Origin of the sequence: Mycobacterium sp. 852014-52450_SCH5900713, assembly GCF_001667075.1 — a bacterium.
Lineage (GTDB): Bacteria > Actinomycetota > Actinomycetes > Mycobacteriales > Mycobacteriaceae > Mycobacterium.
On record NZ_LZIL01000013.1, the window covers coordinates 1 to 18,543 of the forward strand.

The 18,543-nt window shown below is 66.4% G+C and carries 18 protein-coding genes and 1 pseudogene; 13 read left to right on the top strand and 6 right to left on the bottom strand.

Features of this window, described 5'->3' with window-relative positions; all coding sequences use genetic code 11:
- The first annotated feature begins 233 nt into the window (after positions 1-233).
- A complete protein-coding gene (locus A5773_RS05160; RefSeq protein WP_066946832.1) occupies positions 234-527 on the top strand; it encodes a DUF503 domain-containing protein in 294 nt (97 codons plus the stop codon).
- Positions 528-575: 48 nt separating this feature from the next.
- On the opposite strand, the gene trmI is transcribed toward A5773_RS05160, so the two are convergent.
- Positions 576-1,418 (bottom strand): tRNA (adenine(58)-N(1))-methyltransferase TrmI, encoded by an 843-nt coding sequence (trmI, locus tag A5773_RS05165; RefSeq protein WP_066946836.1) that lies wholly within the window; start codon positions 1,416-1,418, stop codon positions 576-578.
- A gap of 73 nt (positions 1,419-1,491) precedes the next feature.
- Here trmI and A5773_RS05170 point away from each other — a divergent pair, with 73 nt between their 5' ends.
- Entirely contained in the window at positions 1,492-2,370 is an 879-nt protein-coding gene (locus A5773_RS05170; RefSeq protein WP_066946908.1) for a RecB family exonuclease, read from the top strand.
- A 254-nt stretch (positions 2,371-2,624) separates the two neighbouring features.
- Positions 2,625-3,929 (top strand): annotated as a pseudogene (locus A5773_RS05175) (DEAD/DEAH box helicase).
- On the opposite strand, the gene A5773_RS05180 reads toward A5773_RS05175, so the two are convergent.
- From A5773_RS05180 to A5773_RS05200, 5 genes are all read right to left on the bottom strand, one after another.
- Complete coding sequence (locus tag A5773_RS05180; RefSeq protein WP_066946844.1) at positions 3,918-5,303, bottom strand: FAD-containing oxidoreductase; 1,386 nt, start codon at positions 5,301-5,303, stop codon at positions 3,918-3,920. The pseudogene A5773_RS05175 and the gene A5773_RS05180 overlap by 12 nt on opposite strands.
- On the bottom strand, positions 5,300-5,809 hold the full coding sequence (locus A5773_RS05185) for a DUF4126 domain-containing protein (RefSeq protein ID WP_066946849.1): 510 nt from the start codon (positions 5,807-5,809) through the stop codon (positions 5,300-5,302). The genes A5773_RS05180 and A5773_RS05185 overlap by 4 nt, the downstream gene beginning before the upstream one ends.
- 122 nt (positions 5,810-5,931) lie before the next feature.
- Complete coding sequence (gene hisG / locus A5773_RS05190; RefSeq protein ID WP_066946911.1) at positions 5,932-6,789, bottom strand: ATP phosphoribosyltransferase; 858 nt, start codon at positions 6,787-6,789, stop codon at positions 5,932-5,934.
- Between the two features lie 2 nt (positions 6,790-6,791).
- Entirely contained in the window at positions 6,792-7,073 is a 282-nt protein-coding gene (locus tag A5773_RS05195; RefSeq protein WP_066946853.1) for a phosphoribosyl-ATP diphosphatase, read from the bottom strand.
- Positions 7,074-7,129: 56 nt separating this feature from the next.
- The gene (locus A5773_RS05200) at positions 7,130-7,732 is read right to left on the bottom strand and encodes a TetR family transcriptional regulator (protein WP_066946857.1); all 603 of its coding nucleotides are present in this window, start codon (positions 7,730-7,732) and stop codon (positions 7,130-7,132) included.
- A gap of 305 nt (positions 7,733-8,037) precedes the next feature.
- Here A5773_RS05200 and A5773_RS05205 point away from each other — a divergent pair, with 305 nt between their 5' ends.
- From A5773_RS05205 to A5773_RS05250, 10 genes are read left to right on the top strand one after another with little or no spacing between them, the layout of a single operon-like run.
- Positions 8,038-8,877: an ABC transporter permease gene (locus A5773_RS05205; protein WP_066946858.1), complete on the top strand. Its 840-nt coding sequence runs from the start codon at positions 8,038-8,040 to the stop codon at positions 8,875-8,877.
- Between the two features lies 1 nt (position 8,878).
- Positions 8,879-9,742 carry an ABC transporter permease gene (locus A5773_RS05210; RefSeq protein ID WP_066946863.1) on the top strand — a complete coding sequence of 288 codons (864 nt, stop codon included), beginning with the start codon at positions 8,879-8,881 and terminating at the stop codon, positions 9,740-9,742.
- A 10-nt stretch (positions 9,743-9,752) separates the two neighbouring features.
- On the top strand, positions 9,753-11,345 hold the full coding sequence (locus A5773_RS05215; RefSeq protein WP_067260597.1) for an MlaD family protein: 1,593 nt from the start codon (positions 9,753-9,755) through the stop codon (positions 11,343-11,345).
- On the top strand, positions 11,342-12,397 hold the full coding sequence (locus A5773_RS05220) for an MlaD family protein (protein WP_066946871.1): 1,056 nt from the start codon (positions 11,342-11,344) through the stop codon (positions 12,395-12,397). Before A5773_RS05215 ends, A5773_RS05220 begins: the two co-directional genes overlap by 4 nt.
- Positions 12,390-13,445 carry an MCE family protein gene (locus tag A5773_RS05225; RefSeq protein WP_066946875.1) on the top strand — a complete coding sequence of 352 codons (1,056 nt, stop codon included), beginning with the start codon at positions 12,390-12,392 and terminating at the stop codon, positions 13,443-13,445. The genes A5773_RS05220 and A5773_RS05225 overlap by 8 nt, the downstream gene beginning before the upstream one ends.
- Entirely contained in the window at positions 13,442-14,557 is a 1,116-nt protein-coding gene (locus A5773_RS05230; protein ID WP_255360739.1) for an MCE family protein, read from the top strand. The genes A5773_RS05225 and A5773_RS05230 overlap by 4 nt, the downstream gene beginning before the upstream one ends.
- On the top strand, positions 14,554-15,768 hold the full coding sequence (locus A5773_RS05235; protein WP_197505317.1) for an MlaD family protein: 1,215 nt from the start codon (positions 14,554-14,556) through the stop codon (positions 15,766-15,768). Before A5773_RS05230 ends, A5773_RS05235 begins: the two co-directional genes overlap by 4 nt.
- Positions 15,765-17,024, top strand: coding sequence for an MlaD family protein (locus A5773_RS05240; RefSeq protein ID WP_066946881.1), 1,260 nt, complete (start codon positions 15,765-15,767; stop codon positions 17,022-17,024). The genes A5773_RS05235 and A5773_RS05240 overlap by 4 nt, the downstream gene beginning before the upstream one ends.
- Before the next feature lie 29 nt (positions 17,025-17,053).
- Positions 17,054-17,776, top strand: a complete 723-nt coding sequence (locus tag A5773_RS05245; protein ID WP_066946884.1) for a tetratricopeptide repeat protein — start codon at positions 17,054-17,056, stop codon at positions 17,774-17,776.
- Entirely contained in the window at positions 17,773-18,540 is a 768-nt protein-coding gene (locus A5773_RS05250; RefSeq protein ID WP_197505316.1) for a mannan-binding family protein, read from the top strand. Before A5773_RS05245 ends, A5773_RS05250 begins: the two co-directional genes overlap by 4 nt.
- Positions 18,541-18,543: the final 3 nt, after the last annotated feature.

Below are 18,543 nucleotides of genomic sequence, written 5' to 3' on the forward strand. Positions count from 1 at the left end.
GGGGGGGGGGGGGGGGGGGGGCGGGGCGCGGGGCGGGGGGGGGGGGCGTCGTGCCGGCGCGGGCCTGCTCCGCCGTCCGCGCCGGCCCCCGCACCGCCACCGGCTCCGCCGCCCGTGCCGGCCCCTGCGCCCGCGCCGCAACCAGCCCCCGCCCCGGCTCCCGCACCAGCCCCGGAGCCCGGTCCGGCCCCAGAGCCCGCGCCGGCCCCGGAGCCACCCGGTTGACACCCGGCATGTGGATCGGCTGGCTCGAGTTCGACGTCTTACTCGGCGACGTCCGGTCGCTCAAGCAGAAACGGTCGGTGATCCGCCCCGTCGTCGCCGAGCTGCGACGCAAATTCAGCGTGTCGGCGGCCGAGACCGGTTCACATGAGCTCTACCGGCGCGCGGGCATCGGGCTGGCCACGGTGTCCGCCGACCGGAGCCACGCGGTCGACGTCCTGGATGCGGCCGAACGGCTGGTGGCCGCGCACCCAGAGTTCGAGCTGCTGTCGGTGCGACGCGGCTTGCAGCGCAGCGACGACTAACGCAAAAGCCCGGCCGATGGCGACGACCCGCCGCGCTTGCGATCGCCGCTAGCCGTCGCGGCCCTCGCGTTTGCGGCCCAACGGCGCGGGGGCGACGACGCCGGGTGCGAGGCGTCGCGTGAAGACCAGGAATGCGGTGTGCCCGCGCATGGAATGCTGCGGCCGGACGGCCAGGCCGACCACGTTCCAGCCGCGCTGCAGCGTTTCCCACGACCGCGGCTCGGTCCAGCATTGCTGGGCCCGCAACGCCTCCACGACGCGCGACAGCTGGGTCACGGTCGCCACGTAGATCATCAGTACGCCGCCGGGGATCAGCAGGCGGGACACCGCGTCGAGCACCTCCCACGGCGCGAGCATGTCGAGCACCGCCCGGTCGAAGGAGCCGTCGGGCCGATCGGAGTCGACGAGGTCGCTGACGATCAGCTCCCAGTTGTCCGGTGGCTGGCCATAGAACACCGAGACGTTGCGGAGCGCGTGTTCGGCGTGATCGGCGCGCTGTTCGTAGGAGACCACCCGCCCCTCGGGCCCGACCGCGCGCAGCAGCGAGCAGGTCAGCGCCCCGGATCCGGCCCCGGCCTCCAGCACGCGGGCGCCCGGGAAGATGTCGCCCTCGTGCACGATCTGCGCCGCGTCCTTGGGGTAGATGACCTGCGGCCCGCGGGGCATCGACATGATGTAGTCGACCAGCAGCGGGCGCAGCACCAGGAAGGGCGCCCCGTTGCTGGATTTGACCACGCTGCCCTGCTCCAGCCCGATCAGCGCATCGTGGGCGATCGAGCCGCGATGGGTATGGAACTCGGCGCCGGGCGTGAGCGACATCGTGTAGTGCCGGCCCTTGGCGTCGGTGAGTTGGACGCGTTCCCCGACGGTGAACGGGCCGGTTGCGGACACGCCGTCTAGCGTGCCAGCCGACTCGCCGCGGGCGGTGCTCGGGGTTGTCGGCACCCGGTTCTACGCTGCGCTCATGATCGACCAGCCGCAGACACGCACGCGGCCGGCTGCGAAACCGGCGCTCTCCCCGTCGCGGGCGGCGGACTTCAAGCAGTGCCCGCTGCTGTACCGGTTCCGGGCGATCGACCGGTTGCCCGAGGCCCCGTCGGCCGCACAGTTGCGCGGCTCGGTGGTGCACGCGGCCCTGCAGCAGCTCTACGGGCTGCCCGCCGCCCAGCGCGGCCCCGACACCGCGCTGTCGCTGGTCGAGCCGGCCTGGGAGCGGGTGATCGCCGCGGAACCCGACCTGGCCGGCGAGTTCGATCCCGCGCAGCGCGGCCAGCTGCTCGCCGAGGCCCGTGCGCTGCTCTCCGGCTATTACCGGCTCGAGGACCCGACCCGCTTCGACCCGCATTGCTGTGAAGAGCGCGTGGAGGTCGAGCTCGCCGACGGCACGCTGCTGCGCGGGTTCATCGATCGGATCGACGTCGCCGCCACCGGCGAGCTGCGGGTGGTCGACTACAAGACCGGCAAGGCGCCGCCGGCCGCGCGTGCCCTGGCGGAATTCAAAGCGATGTTCCAGATGAAGTTCTACGCGGTTGCCCTGCTGCGCACCCGCGGCGTGCCGCCCACCCGGCTGCGGCTCATCTACCTCGCCGACGGCCAAGTGCTGGATTACTCGCCCGACCACGACGAGTTGCTGCGGTTTGAGAAGACCCTGATGGCGATCTGGCGCGCGATCCAATCCGCCGGGCAGACGGGCGATTTCCGTCCCAGCCAGTCGCGGTTGTGCGACTGGTGCCCCCACCAGCAGCACTGCCCGCTGTTCGGCGGAACACCGCCGACTTATCCGGGCTGGCCGGAATACCCACCGGCGCAAGAGTTTTCGCATCAGACCGAGCCGGCGGCATGACCAACCGCTCACCAATGGTGTGACGAGGGTCTCTGTGGCCTAGCCGCCGGCTCACCGCGAGTGCGGTATGCTGTTGACAACGTTGGCGCCGAACGGCTTGCCAGCACGTCGTGATCGATTCGTTATTTCTTCTCAGATCCCCGCGGGGCGCCGAGTCCGAGATGACCAGGTGCGCACCGCACAGCCTCGAGCGCGGCGATCGATGTTGCCAGACGGGCAATCTCGCCACCACCGATGCTTAGGGATAATGAAACATGCTTGAAGACAAAACTTTTGCTCACCTCGGCGTGAGCCAGCCGTTGGTTGACGCGCTCGCTAAGGGCGGCGCTCACCGGCCGTTTCCCATCCAGATCGAGACCTTGCCGGATACGCTTGCCGGCCGTGATGTGTTGGGCCGCGGCAAGACCGGCAGCGGCAAGACGCTCGCGTTCTCGATCCCGCTGGTAAGCCGACTCGATGCCGGTAATCGGCGGCCGGGCCGGCCGACCGGGCTGGTGTTGGCCCCCACGCGTGAACTGGCGACCCAAATCGCCGCGACCATCGAGCCGCTTGCCGCCGTTCGGCGGCTGCGCGTGGTCACGATCTTCGGCGGGGTGCCGCAGCACAGGCAAGTCACGGCGCTGAAGTCCGGGGTCGACATCGTCGTCGCCTGCCCGGGCCGCCTGGAAGACCTGATGAAGCAACGCGTCATCGATCTGAGCGCGGTGCAGGTCACCGTCATCGATGAGGCCGACCACCTCGCCGACCTCGGCTTCCTCCCCACCGTTACCCGAATCTTGGCGGCCACCCCCGCCACCGGCCAGCGGCTGCTCTTCTCGGCCACGCTGGACGGCGCGGTCGACACCCTGGTGAAACGATTCCTCACCAGCCCGGTGACGCACTCGGTCGCCGACCCGACGTCGCTGACCCCTGCGATGACACATCACCTCTTCTGTGTCGATGGCCCGCAAGCCAAGAAAGACTTGGTACACCGGTTGGCCGCTGGAGACTCGCGGCGAATCCTGTTCATGCGGACCAAACACCAGGCCCGCAAGCTGGCGCGCCAACTCACGCAATCGGGTATCGCCTCGGTGGAGTTGCACGGCAACCTCTCCCAAGCCGTGCGCGACCGGAACTTGGCGGCGTTCACGGCCGGACACGCGCGAGTCCTCGTCGCAACCGATATCGCCGCCCGCGGTGTGCACGTCGACAACGTCGACCTGGTGGTCCACGTCGACCCGCCCGCGGAGCACAAGGCTTACCTGCATCGATCCGGCCGCACGGCCCGCGCCGGCGCCTCCGGTGACGTGGTCACCATCGCGCTGCCCGAGCAACGCCGCGACACCGAATCGATGATGCGCAAGGCGGCCATTCGGGCCGTCCCCCAACAGGTCACGGCGGCTTCCCCGGTCATCCACGCCCTCGCCGGCGAAGCCGCGCCCCGCAAGGTCGTCGCGCCCGCCTAGGCCCCGGCCCGGCGGCCCGCGCCGACCTCGGTTGCCGGCCACGGTCCGGCCGCCGCGCGTAGCAGCCGACGCCGTTCCCGTCGCCCCGCCACGACGGCGCGCTCAGTCCGATAGCGGCGTCATCTCCTGCAGCATGGTGGGAATGAGCTCGCTGACGGTGGGATGGATGTGCATGGTGCGCGCGAGCGTGGTGTAGGGCGCTTTGGCCGACATGACGTCCAGGATTTCGTGCACGGCCTCGTCGCCGCCGACGCCGAAGATGGCCGCTCCCAAAATCTCCCGGGTTTCGGCATCGACCACGACCTTCATAAAGCCTTGCGTCTCACCCTTTTCCACCGCCCGGCCCACCCTGGTCATCGGCCGCTTACCGACGAGCGCCTTGCGCCCCGACGCGCGGACCTGGTCGACGGTCATGCCGGCCCGCCCTAGCGGTGGGTCGATATAGAGCGCATAGGTGGTGATGCGGTCGCTGACCCGGCGCGGGTCGTCATCGAGCAGGTTGGCGGCGATGATCTCGAAATCGTTGTAGGAGGTATGGGTGAACGCCCCCCTGCCGTTGCAGTCGCCCATCGCCCAGATGTGGTCGACGTTGGTCTTGAGCTGGTCGTCGACGACGATATAGCCGCGGGCGTCCGTCCGCACACCCGCCGCCTCAAGCCCCAGGTCGTCGGTGTTGGGCCGCCGGCCGACGGCCAGCAACAAGTGGCTTCCGGCAATGGGATCAGCACCCGCACTAGGCGTGAGTTCAAAACCGTTGCCGGTATTAGTGATCCGCACGTCATCGGCGCCGACGATGACGTCGATGCCCTCGTCCTCCAGGATGACCCGGACGGCGGCGGAGACGTCCTCGTCTTCGCGGGACGCCAGGCGCGAACCCCTCTCGACGACGGTGACCGGGGCCCCGAAGCGCCGGTACATCTGCGCGAACTCCAGCGCGATATAGCTCCCGCCGAGGATGACGAGATGTGTTGGCAGCGTGTCGAGTTCGAGGATGGAGACGTTGGTGAGGAACTCGATGTCGGACAAGCCCGGGATGTCCGGCACCACCGCGCGGCCACCGACATTGAGGAAGATCCGGTCGGCATGCAGCACGTCTTGCCCATTTTGCGAGTCCACCCGCAATGTGTGCGGATCCTCGAAACGGGCGTGCCCGCGAAAGACGGTGCAACCGTCCATGCCCGCCAGCCAGTCCTCGACGCCCTTGCGGTCGCCCAGCATGATGTTGTCTTTACGTGCCTTGACTTTGGCCATGTCCACGCTCACCGGTCCGGTAGAAACCCCGAAGTCCGCACCGCGCCGCGCGAGGTGGGCGGCATACGCGCTGGCCACCAGCGTCTTCGTCGGGATGCATCCGGTGTTGACGCAGGTGCCGCCGACGAGTTTGCGCTCCACCAGCGCGATGCGCTGCCCCGCCGCCGTCAGTCGCCCCGCGAGCGGTGGGCCAGCCTGTCCGGCGCCGACGATGATGGCGTCGAAATGCGCTGTCACTTAACGGCCGTCAGCAGGTACTCCGTTAGCACGTGACCGGTCGCCGCAGCGATGGCAAACCCACCCAGGATTGCGATGGCGTCCTCCAGCAGCGCGATGGGCAAGTCCTTGCCGGCCACGGCGGCAAGGCGTTTGCGCGCCTGATAGCCGCCGAGAGTGCCGAGCACCGCGCCGATGACGCCGGCCCCGAGCGCGGTATAGGTCCAATGCGGCCATGCGCCCAGCGCCGCGCCCGCCAACCCGCCCATGATGATCCGGGCGGCGAAGACCGGCGGCGCGGTGCGGGCCGGCGTCTTGGGCAGCTTGTCGATGACGAGTTCGCCGACGGCGAGAACGGTGAACACAATGGCCGTGATGATGTTGGCCATCCAGGCCGCCCACGTGCCGTGCAAGTCGATCCAACCCAAAAACGCGGCCCAGGCGACGACGGCGGGAGCCGTCAGCGAGCGCAACCCGGCGACGACACCGATCAACAAAGCCACCAGCAGAATAAGCGCGTGTGTCACGAAGACCCTCCTGAGGGAACGAACAGCCCGGCAATGGTCAGGGATGACGGCCCATGGGGGTGACACGGGCGAAACAGCCCTAGGCGGACGCTAACACAGCCGCGGTCACCGCACCCGTTCGATCAGAAGCGGCAGAACCTGATGTCGGAAGCCAGAATCGCCTTGGCACCGATGGCAGCCAGCTCGTCCATGATCTCGTTGACGCCCCGGCGCGGCACCAGGGCGCGGATGGCGACCCAGTCCGGATCGGCGAGCGGCGCGATCGTCGGTGACTCCAGTCCGGGCGTGATGGCCGTGGCCTTCTCCAGGACGGAACGCGGGCAGTCGTAGTCGAGCATCAGGTACTGCTGGCCGAACACCACCCCCTGGATCCGCGCCACCAGCTGATCGCGCGCCGCCCGTGTCCCGTCTTGGCCGTCCGGGTCGGCCCCCTCGATCAAGACCGCCTCCGAATCGCACAGCGGGTCACCGAATGCCACCAGGTCGTGCAGGCTCAGGGTGCGCCCCGAGCCGACCACGTCGGCGATGGCGTCGGCCACGCCGAGTTGTACCGAAATCTCCACCGCGCCGTCGAGCCTGATGACGGTGGCCTCAATCCCCCGCTGGGCCAAGTCTTTTCGAACCAGATTCGGATAGGCGGTGGCGATCCGCTTTCCGGCCAGATCGGCCGTTGTCCAGTCCCGCCCGGCCGGCGCGGCATACCGAAAACTCGACGACCCGAAGCCCAACGCCAGGCGTTCGCGCACCGGCGCGTCCGAGTCGCGGACCAGGTCGCGTCCGGTGATGCCGAAGTCCAGCTGCCCCGAACCCACATAGATCGCAATGTCTTTGGGCCGCAGGAAGAAGAACTCGACCTGGTTGACCGGGTCGATGACGGTGAGATCTTTGGAATCGGTGCGACGCCGGTAGCCCGCCTCCGCGAGAATTTCGCTGGCCGGCTCGCTCAGCGTGCCCTTGTTGGGAACCGCGACCCGTAGCACGCTCACAGCTTCCGGTAGACGTCGTCGAGGGACAGGCCGCGCGCGATCATGAGCACCTGCGTCCAGTACAGCAATTGGCTGATCTCCTCGGCCAGTGCGTCGTCGGGTTCGTGTTCGGCCGCCAGCCACACCTCGCCGGCCTCCTCGAGGATCTTCTTGCCCAGCCCGTGGATGCCGCCGTCCAGTGCGGCGACCGTGGCGCTGCCGGGGGGCCGGGTGCGGGCGCGCTCCCCCAGTTCGGCGAACAGATCCTCGAAGGTCTTCACGGCCAGCGATTGTTTCACGCGGCGCGCAGCAAAGTCACCCCGGTTTCACTCTGGTGACGTTTTGAGCCACCCGGTCAGTCGAATCCGGCTAGCGTGATCCGCAGCGCCTCTTCCAATCGCACGTGAAACGGTGGGCTCCCGGCGGTATCCGAAGTCAGCCAGCCATCGAGAACGAATTTGACTGTGGCCAAGCTCGTGTGGATCAAAAGCGCGGGCCGAATGTCAACTGCCGCATCGACACCCATGCGGTTTGCGACTTGCTCGATCAGCTTGCGGTGGTCGCTTTCGCTGACGAGCACGGATTTGCTCAACAGGTGCGGCGCGGTGGCGACGGCCTCACGCCAGGTATCGAGGTTGCCAGCCTCGCTGACATCGTTGGCATGCGTGACGAACAGCTGGATCAACGCCTCGACCGGCGACTCGTGAGCGGGCCGGGCGCTGTAGGTGCCCACGATCTCGGCGGCGGCCTCGCGGACCGGATCGACCAGCAGCCCCTCCTTGGTGGGCGCGTACCGAAAGTACGTGCTGATGGAAATGCCGGCGGCCGCCGCGATGTCCTCGGTGGTCACCGCCTCGAAGCCGCGCTCGGCGAAGAGCTGGTGCGCGGTGTGCTGAATCTGGGTGAGCAACGCCGCCCGGCGCCGGTCCCGCAACGAGCCGGTGTTTGCTGACGGCATATCTTCACCTTCGTCAATGCAACATTCAATCCCCGCGGCGCAGTCCAGCGACGAACCGAGATGAGTGACTCTACACTATTGAAAGTCCCTATCAAGTAGGCTAGTGTGATGCGGCACACACCAACGAACTGCAGAGTCTAAGGGCTTGTTGACACTATTTTAATAAGAATAGCCTTCAATCGCGCTCAAGGTCGTCTGCTCGGCACTCAGGAATACAGGGGTGGGGAGAGGGCCGATGAATGCGGTAGCTGGTACGCGATGACCGGCGCCACTAGTTTGCTGGTCGGGCTGCGGGTCATGCCGTTATGACGACACAAGTCGACGGAGTCGCCGCCGTTCGGGACTGGTCGGTCGGATACGTCAAACGTCACCCGGTCGCCTCGCTGACGACGGTCGGCGAACAGTTCGTTTTGGGTGTGCGCACCGTTCAATACTTCTTCTTCGACCTGATGACCGGGCGATTCCAATGGCAGGAATTCGTCCGCCAGGGCGCGTTCATGGCCGGCACCGCCGTGTTGCCGACGATCCTGGTGTCGCTGCCCATCAGCGTCACCCTATCCATCCAGTTCGCGCTGCTGGCCGGCCAGGTCGGGGCCACGTCGCTGGCCGGAGCGGCCAGCGGGCTCGCGGTCATCCGGCAGGGGGCGTCGCTGGTGGCCGCGGTGCTGATGGCGTCGGCCGTCGGGTCGGCGATCACCGCCGACCTGGGTTCGCGCACGATGCGCGAAGAAACCGACGCGATGGAGGTGATGGGCGTCTCGGTGATCCGCCGTCTGGTGGTCCCCCGCCTCGCCGCAGCCGTGATGATCGGCGTGGCCCTCACCGGCGTCGTGTGCTTCGCGGGATTCTTCGCGAGCTACATGTTCAATGTGTATTTCCAGAACGGGGCACCGGGCAGCTTCGTTTCGACATTCGCGTCGTTCGCGACGACCGACGACATGATCTTGGCGCTGGTGAAGGCGATCGTGTTCGGCGCGATCGTGGCCATCGTGTCGAGCCAAAAAGGCTTGTCCACCAAGGGCGGACCAACGGGCGTCGCGAACTCGGTGAACGCGGCGGTCGTCGAGGCGATCCTGCTGCTGATGATCGTCAACGTAGCGATCAGCCAGCTTTACATCATGTTGTCGCCCAGGACGGGGCTGTGACGTGACGGCCTCCGCTTATCTACCGCTTGCCCCGATTTCGGTCCCGCTCGTAAGGCTCTACCGCAGGGGCAAGGTACCGATCATCCGGCTCGGCCATTTGTTGGTCTTCTTCGTCCGGGCGCTGGTCGCCGTGCCGCTTGCCCTGCGCCAGTACCGGGGCGAGTTCTTGCGGCTGTTGTCGAACATCACCTGGGGCAACGGCTCGATCGTGGTGGGCGGCGGCACCGCCGGCGTGGCCGTCGTCCTCGGCACGACCGTCGGCGCGCTCGTCGGCATCGAGGGCTACAACTTCCTGGATCTGCTCGGCCTCGGTCCCGCCACCGGGTTCGTCTCCTCGCTGGTCAACACCCGCGAGCTGGCCCCTCTGATGGCATCGCTCGCCTTCGCCATGCAAGGCGGCTGCCGCTTCACCGCCCAGCTGGGATCCATGCGCATCGCCGAGGAGATCGACGCGTTGGAATCGATTGCGATCCGCCCGATCCCTTACCTGGTGACCACCCGGCTGATCGCTTCGGTGGTGGCGATCGTTCCGCTGTACGCCGCGTGCCTGGCGATCGGCTACCTGAGTACCCAAATAGTGGTGGGGATCGGCAGTGGCGGCTCGACCGGTTCCTATCTGCACTACTTCACGCTGATGCTGGCCGGCCAGGACATCGTCTATTCCTTGATCAAGGCCGTCATCTTCGTCTGGATCGCATCCACGATCCAGTGCTACTACGGGTACTACGCGAGCGGCGGCCCCGAGGGCGTCGGGGTCGCCGCGGGACACGGTATGCGAGCCAGCATCACCGTCGTGATCATCGTGAACATGCTGCTAACCATGGCGCTGTGGGGCGTCGACTCGGGCGCACGGTTCGGCGGGTAGGTCGCGAAATATGCCCAATTCCTTTGAGATGGACGGACGCGGCCCCTCCGACCGGCAGCTGTTCGGCATCGGAATTGCGGTCGTGGTGGTCAGCGCCCTGCTCACCATCGCGATGTTGGTCAAATCGACTGGCAGGCTCAACGATTACGTGCGGGTGATCGCCGACCTGGTGAACGTGGGTGATGGCCTTCCGCAAAAGTCGGACGTGAAATACCACGGTGTCCTTGTCGGGACGGTCAACGGCGTCGTGCCCGCAGCGCACGGCGAGCCCAACTTTGTCCACATCGACCTCAAAGAGGAATACGCCAAGTCGATTCCGGCCAACGTGACCGCGCGCGTGGTGCCCAGCAACGTCTTTGCCGTGTCGTCGGTTCAGTTGGTGGGCTCCCCAAACCAGGTGGGCCGTTTGAAGATCCGCGATGGCGCGCACATCCCGGAGGACAAGCGGCTTCCGACCGTTCTGTTTCAAACGACCGTGAGCAAGCTGCGCGACGTGCTCGCCGCGGCCGGGCGCGACCGCGATGACAGGTCGGTGGGGATTCTGGCCGCCCTGGGCGCCGCCACCGACCACCGCCGGGTGAGTCTGCTCAACGCAGGTGCGCAATTGAATCGACTTCTCGATCAGCTCAATTCGATTGTCAGCACCGACACCGGCCCCTCCACGGTGTCCGCATTGCTGGCAGCGACCAATGGGCTCGCGCAGACGGCGCCCGATCTGCTCGACGCATTGCACCAGGCCGTCGAGCCGATGCGGACCTTCGCCGAGACCCGCGGGCAACTCGCCTCGCTATTGTCGGGTGCGGACTACACGGTCGGCACGACGCGACGATCGTTCGACAACCACATCGACCAACTCATCCGGATAACCACGGATTTCACCCCGGTCCTGGGTGTGCTGGCACAGAAGTCGAACAACTTCGTGCCCGCGGTCGCCAAACTCGACAACCTGGCCAACCAGTTCATGGAGCAGGTCTGGAACCCGCAGACCAATCTCGGCAACATGCGCGCGATGCTGACGTTCACCCCCAGCTCCACCTACACGCGCGCCGACTGTCCGCACTACGGCGAACTGAAGGGACCCAGCTGTTTCACCGCACCGCTGATTCCGGTGCGGCCCGATCTGCCCGACGTGCTGCTGCCGCAGAACTATCAACCACCCAAGGATCTGGCTCCGCCGCCGGGCACCGTGATCGGTCCGGACGGAAACCTCGTCGCGGTGGGTCCGCCGCTGATCAATCCAACCCCCAACTTGTCCGACCCCAATCCCCCACTGCCCGCTGGGATTGCGCCGTCACCGCCCGTGCCCGGGAGCGCGAATCCCGATAACCCGTCGCCGGGGGCGCCCGCGACACCACAACCGCACGAGCCGTGGGTCGCGCCGGTGGCGCCCAAGGCGCCGTGGATTCCGCAGGCCTCCTTTGGCGGCTCCCGTTTCGGGGGCAACGTGGGACCCGTTGGGAGCCAGTACGAACGAAACGTGCTTGGCGTGATCACCGGCGCGCCCGCGACCGAAGCCACCGAGTTGCTGCTGGGTCCGGTCGCGCGCGGCACCACGGTGTCGCTGGCTCACCCACCCGCTCCGTCGCCCGGGGAGGCCAAATGAAGTTTCGCGGCCCACTCATCGCGCTGACCCTGTTCATGGTCGTCTCGCTGACCCTGACCTGGCTGGTGTACGTGAGCCTGCGGCGCGACGTGGCGGGCAACACCGCCAAGTATTCGGCGGTGTTCAGCGACGTGTACGGGCTTCGCGAAGGCGACGACGTCCGGATGGCCGGAGTGCGCGTCGGCCGCGTCGAAAAGATCGATCTCGACGGGAAACTGGCGAGAGTCTCGTTCGTGGTGCAGCAAGAACAGCGGTTGTTCGGGAACACCCTCGCGGCGGTGACGTATCAAAACATCGTCGGCCAGCGTTACCTCGGACTGTCTTTGGGCAAGGAAGGCAGTCCGGAGCCGCTCCTCCCGGGCAGCACTATCCCGCTGGAACGCACCGAACCCTCTTTCGACGTGACTACGCTGCTCAACGGCTACGAACCATTGTTCAGCCTGCTGAATCCCCACGACGCGGACAACCTCACCAAGGGCATCATCGCCTCGCTACAAGGTGACGCGTCATCGCTCACCGTGCTGGTGGGCCAGACGTCCACGCTCACAGAGACGTTCGCGGGCCGAGACCAGGCCCTCGGCAGCGTGATCACCAATCTTGACAAGGTGATGGGCAACCTGGCCCAGCAGAACGACGACCTCGACGGGGTCATCACGCAGACCCGTAGCATCGTCGGCGAGCTCGACGCGCGGCGCCCGGACCTGGTTGCCTCGGTGGGCTCCCTGGCCCGGGTGACCGGCCGGCTGTCGGCCTCGGCCACGGACGTTTACCCGGCACTGCGCGAATTCATCGATCGCCAGCCGGGCGTCACCAAACACATCATGGATGTCGAACCGCAGGTGGCCTTCTTCGGCGACAACATCCCGCTGCTGCTGAAGGGGCTTACCCGGGTCGGCAATCAGGGGGCGTACGGCAATGCCTACGTGTGCGACGTGAACTTCATGGGGTTCTTCCCCGGCCTCAACGATGTGGTGCCGATCATCATCAACGCGGCGACGCCGGGCAATAAGGCGTGGCACACCCCCAGATGCAGGAGTACGGCTGATGGCTGATTCGTCCGTACGGCTTCGACTTTCGGGGATGAGAAGGCGTCCGCTGGAGAGCTACAACAAGACCTGGCTTGGGTTCATCGCTGTCGGGGTGGTCGCGGTGATCATCGGGGTCATGCTGCTCGTGCATGCCCTTGGCGCCGGGTATCGGCACTACACCGCGGAATTCCTACAGGCGGCCTCGCTGCGGGCCGGCAACCCGATCGTGGTCGCGGGCATCCCGGTGGGCAACGTCACCAGCATGAAACTCGTCGGTGACCATGTGGAGGCGGGGCTGAAGATCCGGGACAACATCGCGCTGGGCAAGGATTCCCGGGCGCAGATCAAGGTCACCACCATTCTCGGTTCGCGGTACCTCGCGCTGGAACCCAACGGCCCGGCGCACCTATCCAACAACACCTTCGACTTGGCGCACACCGAGGTGCCCTACGACCTGCAAGCCGCGTTGCAGGACGCCACCACCACCTTCGAGCAGGTGGACTCGGACCGGTTCGCACAATCGCTTGCGGTGCTCGGCAAGCAGCTTGAGGGCCTGCCTGCGGTTGTGCCGCAAGCGATTTCGAACATCAACACTCTTTCGTCGATCATCGCGGTACGACGTGACCAACTCGGACAGCTGCTGCGCAGCACGGAGCAGGTGACCAACACGCTGCGGCGTCAGCAGGCCGGCATCGGAACGCTGGTCGACCAGGGCCAAGACCTGCTGGGCCAATTCGTCGCGCGGCGCGCCGTATTCCACGCGATGATGCAATCCCTCTCCAGCCTGGTCGACACCATGAGCCAGGTTGTTGTCAACGACCGGTCTGGTCTGGACGCACTGATCAAAGACATGCGGGACTTCACCAACCTGATGTCTGCGCACGACGACCTGTTGCACAGCATGCTGCAAACCAGTCCGATCTTCTTCCGGGAGGCGGCCAACCTCACGGGCGACGGCAACGCGATCAACTTTAACGCCCCCAATGTTCCGTTGATCGACTCGTGGATGTGCGCGATCAGTGGCCGTGCCAAGCAATTCGGCATGATCCAGTATTTCAAGGACTGCAAGTGACGGGGCCGGCGTTCAAAGCGGTGGCCGTCGTCGCCGCCGTAGCGGTCATGGCGGCGGTGGCCGGCATCGGTTGGTGGTACCTGGGTCCCGACGAGGACGCGATCACCTTGACCGCCCAATTCGACAGCGCCTCGGGCCTCTACGAGGGCAACGTGGTGGCGGTACTGGGCATGCCGGTCGGCAAGATCACCAAGATCAATCCCAAGGGCGGCTATGTCGAAGTCGAATTCACCGTCGACCGCCACGTCAAAATTCCGGCCACCGCGCAGGCCGTCACGGTGTCGACCTCAATCCTCACCGACCGGCAGATCGAACTCACGCCGCCCTATCACGGCGGAGCGACCCTGGAAAACCACGACACCATCGGCTTGCCCCGCACCAAAACGCCCGTCGAATTCAGCAGTGTCCTCAACGTCTTGGACAAGGTGACCAAGTCGCTCGAGGGCGACGGACATGGCGGTGGCCCCATCGCCGACGTGCTGGGCGGCGGCACCGAGGTGGTCAAAGGCAACGGCGAGAAGATCAAAGCGGCGCTGGGTGAGCTCTCCGAGGCGCTGCGGCTGTCCAGCGACGGCGGCGCCACAACCCGCGAGCAGATCACCACGATCGTCAGAAACATCAGCACGCTGTTCGATGCCGGGGCCGCCAATGACACGAAGTTGCGCGAATTCGCCTCCACCATCCATCAAGTCAGCCAGATCATGGCCGACGAGGACATTGGCAGCGGCAACACCGGACGCAAACTCGATCAACTGATCCAGCGGGCCGGCGACCTGCTCGACGCCAACCGCGACAACATCAAGCAGGCCGCCCTCAACGGCAATGCCACGCTGAAGATGGTGACGGATCAGCGCCGCGACCTGGCCGAGCTCCTGGACCTTGCTCCACTGGTGGCCGACAACGCCTACAACATGGTCGACCGGGCGAACGGCAGCGTGCGCGCCCGCTTCCTCACGGACCGGTTGCTCTTCGACAGCCAGTACACCAAAGAGATCTGTAACTTGATGGGCCTGCGGCAACTGGGATGCAGCACAGGGACGATTCAGGATTTCGGTCCCGATTTCGGCTTGACCTATGTGCTGGACGGGATGGCCGCCATGGGGCAGAAGTGACGACCGCGGGCGCGCGGGGAATGCTTGCGGCGGTGGCCGCGGCAATGGTCACCGCGGGATGCGCCACGAACGGCCTTGCCAGCCTGCCCCTTCCGGCGCCGGGGCTGGGCTCGGGAGGCTATTCGCTGAACGCGGTGTTCTCCAACGCGCTCAACCTGCCGATGAACGCCAAGGTGAAGCTCGCCGGCGCCGACGTCGGCCAGCTCGAATCGATGGTCGCACGCAACTACACCGCGGTCACCCGGCTGCGCATCAGGGACGGCGTGCGATTGCCCCTGGGCAGCACCGCCGAATTGCGCACCGCGACACCGCTGGGCGACGTTTTCGTCGCGCTCAAGCCGCCGGCCGCGGACGATCCCGACGGGCCGCTGTTGAAGAACGGCGACACCATCGGCCTGGATTCGACGGCGGCCGCGGCGACCGTCGAGTCGGTGCTGAGCTCAGCGGCGATTCTGGTGAACGGCGGTGCGGTACGCAATTTCACCAACATCATCAACGGTTTCGGCAAGGCGACCGGTGACCAGGGCCAGGCATTCGGGGACATGATCCGCAAATCCAACGAGTTGCTCGGGAGACTGGATTCCCGGTCCGATCAAATCTCGAGCGCGTTGACCCAATTGTCGCGACTGGCTGACCAACTCGACGCCAAGAACCAGACGATCGCCGACCTGATGGCGGCGGCCAGTCCCGCCACTTCGGCTCTGGCAGACAACACCACCGAGCTTTCCGATCTGGCCGTGCAGGTGGGCGACACCTCCCGGTTGTTGGCCAGGTTCCCGTCGATCGGTGGGACCGACACCAGCGGCCGCAGCATCATCCGTGACCTGAACACGGTCGCCGGGGCCGCCAACGACGTTGCGGTGAGCCCCGATACCAGCTGGCTGGCGCTTAACCGGCTGATTCCCGCACTGGTCAAATCGACTGCAGGAAACTCGATTTCGGTGAACGTAGGCGTGGACAAGATCATGCTCGGTTCGATCCCCGATATCGGATTCCCCGGTGACATCGGGCTGCACGGACCGCACCACTACAACGTGAACCTGCTCGTCGGCACCCTCAAGTACACCCTCTGGCGGCTGCAGGAACGTGTGGTCGGCCGCGGTCCGAACTCACCGCAGGTTCCGGTCATCCCGGACCCGAACATCCCGGGCCAGATCGACGTCGCACCCGGGCCCCCGCCGGCACCGGCCACGCCAGGATCGCAGCCATGATCCGCGCCGTCGACAACTTCGCCAATGCCGTTGTGCGAGCGGTGCGCACCGGTCACCGGCAGCAGGTCTGGCTGTCGGTGGCCGGGTTGGTGCTCATCTTGGTCGTTGCCACCGCCTACCTGCTCATCGGCGCGTTGCGGGTGAAGCCATTCGCCTCGTCGTACCGGGTCACCGTGCAATTGCCGGATTCCGGCGGCCTGCTGCCCAATCAGGATGTCGCGCTGCGAGGAGTGCGCGTTGGCCGGGTCGAGTCGCTGCAGATCACCGACAACGGGGTGAACGCCGTCGCCAGCATCGCGTCGAAGGTGCGGATCCCGGCGAACAGCTTCGTGCACGTGTCGGCGCTCTCGCCGGCCGGTGAGCAATACATCAACTTCGAGGCCGCATCCGACGCCGGACCGTACCTGCACGACGGCAGCCTCATCACGTCCGACCACACCGCCGTCCCGGTCAGCTTGGCGCAGTTGCTTGCCGACGCCGACGGGCTACTGGCCCAGGTCGACCCCCACAAGCTCGAGTTGATCAAAAAGGAGCTGAGCCTGAGCAAGGAGGGCCCGGCGAAGCTGACCGCCATCGTCGACGGCGGCACCTTCCTGCTGTCGACCCTTGATTCGGTGCTGCCCCAGACCACCAGCATCATCAAGACCAGCCGGGTCGTGCTGACGCTGGTAAGCGACAAGAACGCCGGCTTGGGTGCTGCCGCAACGGAACTCGACAAGACGCTGACCGGCGTGGCCAGGATGCAAGCCGGCTATCGCCGGTTGACCGGCCAGACACCGCGCACACTGTCGGCTGTCGACAATCTGTTCGCGGACAATTCCGACACGATGGTCCAGCTGCTGGGCAGCATGGCCACCATGTCGCAGCTGTTCTATCTGCGGGTGCCGGCGCTCAACGCGCTGTTCCCTGACTACCGTGGTTCGGTGTTGGACGCGGTGACGAGCACCTTCCACGACCACGGGGTGTGGGCGACGGCCGACCTCTATCCCCGTTATGTGTGCGACTACGGGACGCCATCGCACGCCTCCTCCGCCGCCGACTACTACGAGCCGTTCATGTACACCTACTGCCGCGACGACGACCCCGCGGTCTCGATCCGCGGCGCCAAGAACGCGCCGCGGCCGGGCGGTGACGACACCGCCGGTCCGCCGCCCGGAGCGGACCTGGGCCAACGGACCGACCCGACCCCGCGGGGCCGCTACACCATCCCCACCCCCTACGGCGGGCCCCCGCTGCCGATCGAACCGCCGCACTGAACCCGAACAGCTGAGCCGATCCCTAGGAGATGACCGTGATCGTGACCACCAAGAAGAACCCCAAGGCCAAGGCGCGCGCCGAAGTGCAGCCGGACGCCGAAACACCGGAAGCCGCAACCGAAGACACCGACGAGGCGCGCGTCGAAGAATCGGTCGATGCGGTCGACGAGGCCGCCGACGAAGACCGTGGTGAGCAATCCGGGGAAGACGAGGGCGACGACGTCGGTGCGCTGCTCAAAGGCAAGCGTCCCGAGCGCGAACGCCTTAAGCGCCCGTGGAAGCAGTATCTGCGTCGCGGCGCGTTGCCGGTGTTGCTCGTTGCCTCACTTGCCGTTTCCGGGTTGCTCGGCTGGCAGCTGTGGCAGGAACATCAGGTCAAGCTGGCCGGCGACCAGGCCCAGCAGGCGGCCGTCGCCTACGCGCAAGTGCTGACGAGCATTGATTCGAACAAGGTCGACGAGAACTTCAGGCAGGTTCTCGATGGCGCGACGGGCGAGTTCAAGGACATGTACACCCAGTCCAGCGTCAAGCTTCGGCAACTGCTGATCGACAACAAGGCCACCGCGCACGGCGTGGTGGTGGACTCGGCGATTCAGTCGGAGTCGGCGAACAAGGTTGTCGTGCTGGTCTTCATCGACCAGACGGTCACCAACACCGCCGCGCCCGACCCGCGCATCGACCGCAGCCGGATCAAGATGACCATGGAAAAGGTCGACGGCCGCTGGCGGGCCAGCAAGGTCCAGCTGCTGTGATGCGGCGAATACTCGCGGCATCGGTAATGGTCGCCGCCGCAACGATTCCCGGGACGGGTCACGCGCACGCATCCGCCCCGTCATTCTGCGGCGAGCTCGGCGGCGACTGGGACGGCCAGTACTGCCACACCTCCGTCACGTCGGAACGCAAGGCCGTCCGGGACATCAAGGTCGCGGTGCCCGACGACCTGGTCGACAACCCCACCACGGGCCCGGTGATCCGCGACTACCTGCGCACCCTGGTCAACAACTGGAAGACGGCCAACGGTGCCATGGCCGCCGACAGCTACGGCGAGGAGAACTTCGAAGTGTTCCGGCACGGCAATCTGCTCAGCGCCGTGTTCCACGAGGACTACCACGCCGACGGACCGAAGCCCAACAACGCCTACCGGACCTTCACGTTCGACATGGCAGGCGGCCGACGGGTGCAGCTGGCGGATCTGACGACGTCAAATCCGCTGACCGCCATTCCCCCACTGGCCCAACCGTTTATCGAAACCGCGCTCGATCAGGCGCCGCCGCCACACGACCCGGGCACCTACCCGTTCACCGTCGACCGATGGACTCCCGACAAGGTCTACTCCGGGGCCTACAAGGCGTGGGCGGTCACGCCGGACGAGTTGATCCTGTACATGCCGGACTACCCGGTGGCGCACGACGAGCCACTCAACTTCACGCCCGGCGTCATGCAGTGGTTCATGGACGGCGGCACGGTGCAGGCGCACATCCCGCTGTCCGCCTTGGCGCCGGTGCTGCGGATCTAGTTC